The organism is Dehalococcoidia bacterium, from assembly GCA_041653995.1.
GTDB lineage: Bacteria > Chloroflexota > Dehalococcoidia > GIF9 > UBA5629 > CAIMUM01.
The window spans coordinates 1-3148 of the sequence record JBAZEK010000061.1; the positions used below are offsets into that span (position 1 = coordinate 1).

The following is a 3148-nucleotide window of genomic DNA, read 5'->3' on the forward strand; positions in this document are numbered from 1 at the left end:
CAGCGTCTGGTAGCTATATCTATGTCAAAGAGCCAGTTTTTGCCATTGGTGACTTGCTCTGGTACAAGGACTACGACCTTGATGATACGCTGACGATCTCATCTGTGCAGATGACGGTGACTGCTGGCCCAACAGTAGTTACTAACAACGGCGTAGATCACCAACGCTATACGGTGACAGCTGACTCTGGCTCTTTGGCTGACCTGTCTGCTGGTGGCACTGTGGTTCGAGTAGGTAACACTACTGATACAGACCGTCAGGGCGCGCTGTACATGGATGCTAGTTCGACGTTCGCGCCGTTTATGGACATCATTGATGGTGTAGATTCGTGGGCTGCGTTCGGCGCAGCGGCAAAGACTAAGGTGCGCTTGGGTAATCTTGAAGGCATTACGTCTGACGCCGAATATGGTTTGTGGGCCGGAGAAGGCGTTGGCGTGGGTGATAGTTACTTACTAATCAGTAACGTGAATATGGAATTGCACGACATTCCCATGTTCTTCTACGATAGTGGCAACAATCAACGTGTTGGTATAGTACCCGATGCGGGGAGTACGGATAAGTTGCTGTGGGCTGGTGAAAGCGAGAGCAATCCTGGCCTTGTGGTCTACGGCGATGGAGACGTATGGCTGAGCACCCTGGCTATCTCCGAGCAGATGGGGGATATGCTGTTCTCACAAGCGGACGGGCTGGCGCTGTGGGGCCCGGGCTGCGCGATCACGCCGACAAGCTGGACGAGTACCAGAGGACAAGTAGCGACAATCTCCGGTGCGTTCCACCAGGTGCAGGGGCCGTGGGCGAACAGTAAGGCGCTGGTGGTGGAACCGTCGGCGACGAATAGAGTGCAAAACACATCGGCGGAGATAGATGTGTCAGGGTGGTCGTTTTTTCGGGGCGGCGCTGGTGGTAGTTTGGACAGGAGTACAACCAGGGCCTGGCACGGAGGTAGCAGCTTTAGTTTGTTTAGTGGAAACAGTTGGTGCGTGGCTCAAGAGACGACTGGCACAGTTCTGGCTAATGGAGAGTCGGTTACAGTATCAGCATATTTTTATCGTGGCAGTTCGTTTGCTGCCAGTTTGAAAATTAGAGATACGACTAATAATGTTGATCGGGCCAGCGTTCGCGCGAAAAAGGTCGGTAGATGGGAGCGAGTAATTGTTCGATGGGAAAACACCACAGGCGATGACGTTACTGTGATCGCCAAAATCGACAATACAGCTGCAGATAGTACAAGCGTACTGTTTTTCGATGGAGTTCAGAGAGAACACACCGCATATTATACGAGCTTTATTGATAGCACTCTGGGAACTGGTTACAGCCTGAGCGGCACAGCTCATTTGCGAGCTACAACAATCATCGACTTGAGCGCGTTTGCCCCTCTGGTATCGGGGAAATCTACATTGACTATTGCTACGTGGTTACAAACGCAGTACGACGCCGACGATGCAAACTGGCCGTGTGGCACTAATGGAGCCTACATTTTTGATTATTGGGCTGATGCCAGCAATCAGGTTGCGCTATGGTTCGACCCCACAACAGATGACCGTCTACGGCTGTGGATAAATAACGCAGCACGTGTGAATGTTACCGGACAAACTTTTAAGTCCGGAGACCTGTTGCATTTAGTTGTAACGTTGGATTTTGATAATGACATCTATACGTTGTATCTAAATGGAGCAACTGTTGGGTCGAGCACCGCGTTATTAAGTGCGCCCACCGCGACAACCTTCAAACTGGGAATACGCAATGACAACAACGCATCTTATATGGGCGGCTGGCGCTTTGGTGAATACGCCGTCTTCGGTCGCGTCCTCACCGCCGAGGAAGTTGCGGCGCTGTACGCTCGTGGGAAGCCGCTGGCGGATGCGGGGGCGTTCAAGCGTCCCGGCATCTACATTATGGACGGCGAGATCGACCTGCGCACGTCACAAACCGGAGCGCGAGTGCAGATTGACGCGGACGGCATCGGTGGTTACAGCGCCACGACGACCAAGACGTTCTCGCTGGAAACAGACGGAGATTTGTTCCTGGGCAGCGACATCGGCGCGGCGGGGACGACAGCACTGGCGGTGTTTGCTAACGCGCAGACGTATGGAACGGCATCCGAGTCAATGGGTGCAGGCGATGTGCTGTTAGGCGACAACAGCGCAGGGAAGATCAACCTATTGTGGGATGTCTCTGAGGGCGATGTGATATTGCGGCGGGGGACATCAGCGCGGATCACACTAGATGGTAGCGCCGATAGCATCTTGATTGGGCAGGTAGCCGCAAGCCAGAACAACATCTTGATTTCCAGCGGGGCTATCTCTATTCGCAATAACAATGTCGAGCGTATCGGCGTTACGGCTGCTGGGATACTAACCATTAAAGATTCGGGTGGCAACGCGGTTATTACTCTTGATGCTTCAGCTGGTGCGGAGATTGCTAAAACACTGGCAATGAAGGGGGCTTCCGCCGCGATCTCGATTGGCGAAACACCACCGGCGTCTGCTACTTCTGGCACTGGCATCTGGATAGATCGTACCGGATTTTACTCGTTATCCAGTGACGACTACCAGGTCAAGATAGATGCGACCGATGGTAAATTATATGCCGGTAATGGAAATATTATACTGGGCAATACCGGTATAGAGTACATTATGGGCGAAACCGTCTATGAGCACATAATATACAGACGTTCGCTGGACGGTGCTGTTGGTGGGAAAATATATTCTAGCGGCGGCGGTGTGAATTCTTACACGATACAGTTTGGTACAATTAGTACTGAGGGAAGTGTAAATCTTCAGGCGATAGGTGCATCAAACATTGTTGGTTTTGATCTAGAATCTTCCACAGACAAAATAATAGTAGGTGCTTCAAATGTACAACTGGGCACTAGAAGTGCAACAAAGATTTATCTTGGCGGCTCAACTTACTACTTATACTTAAGTGGTAGTGATTTATACTGGTGGAATGGATCAACTGGAACAAAGCTTAACTGATAATTATGGTATAATACTAACACATTCAGGGCCGGTGTGGCCTACATAGATAACAAGGGAGGTTGCAAACATGGAATTGACATACAGGCAATTGGTAGATACGGAGAAGTTGGTGGGCGAGCTGCTGCAGTTGAAGCCTGCGCCCACGGCACGGTTGGCTGCACAGATTG

1 protein-coding gene is annotated in these 3148 nt (G+C 51.2%); it reads left to right on the plus strand.

The window, feature by feature from the left end; all coding sequences use genetic code 11:
- Positions 1-2978: LamG-like jellyroll fold domain-containing protein (locus tag WC359_15345; GenBank protein ID MFA5401826.1), on the plus strand; the 2978-nt coding region annotated here is incomplete at its 5' end.
- Positions 2979-3148 lie beyond the last annotated feature (170 nt).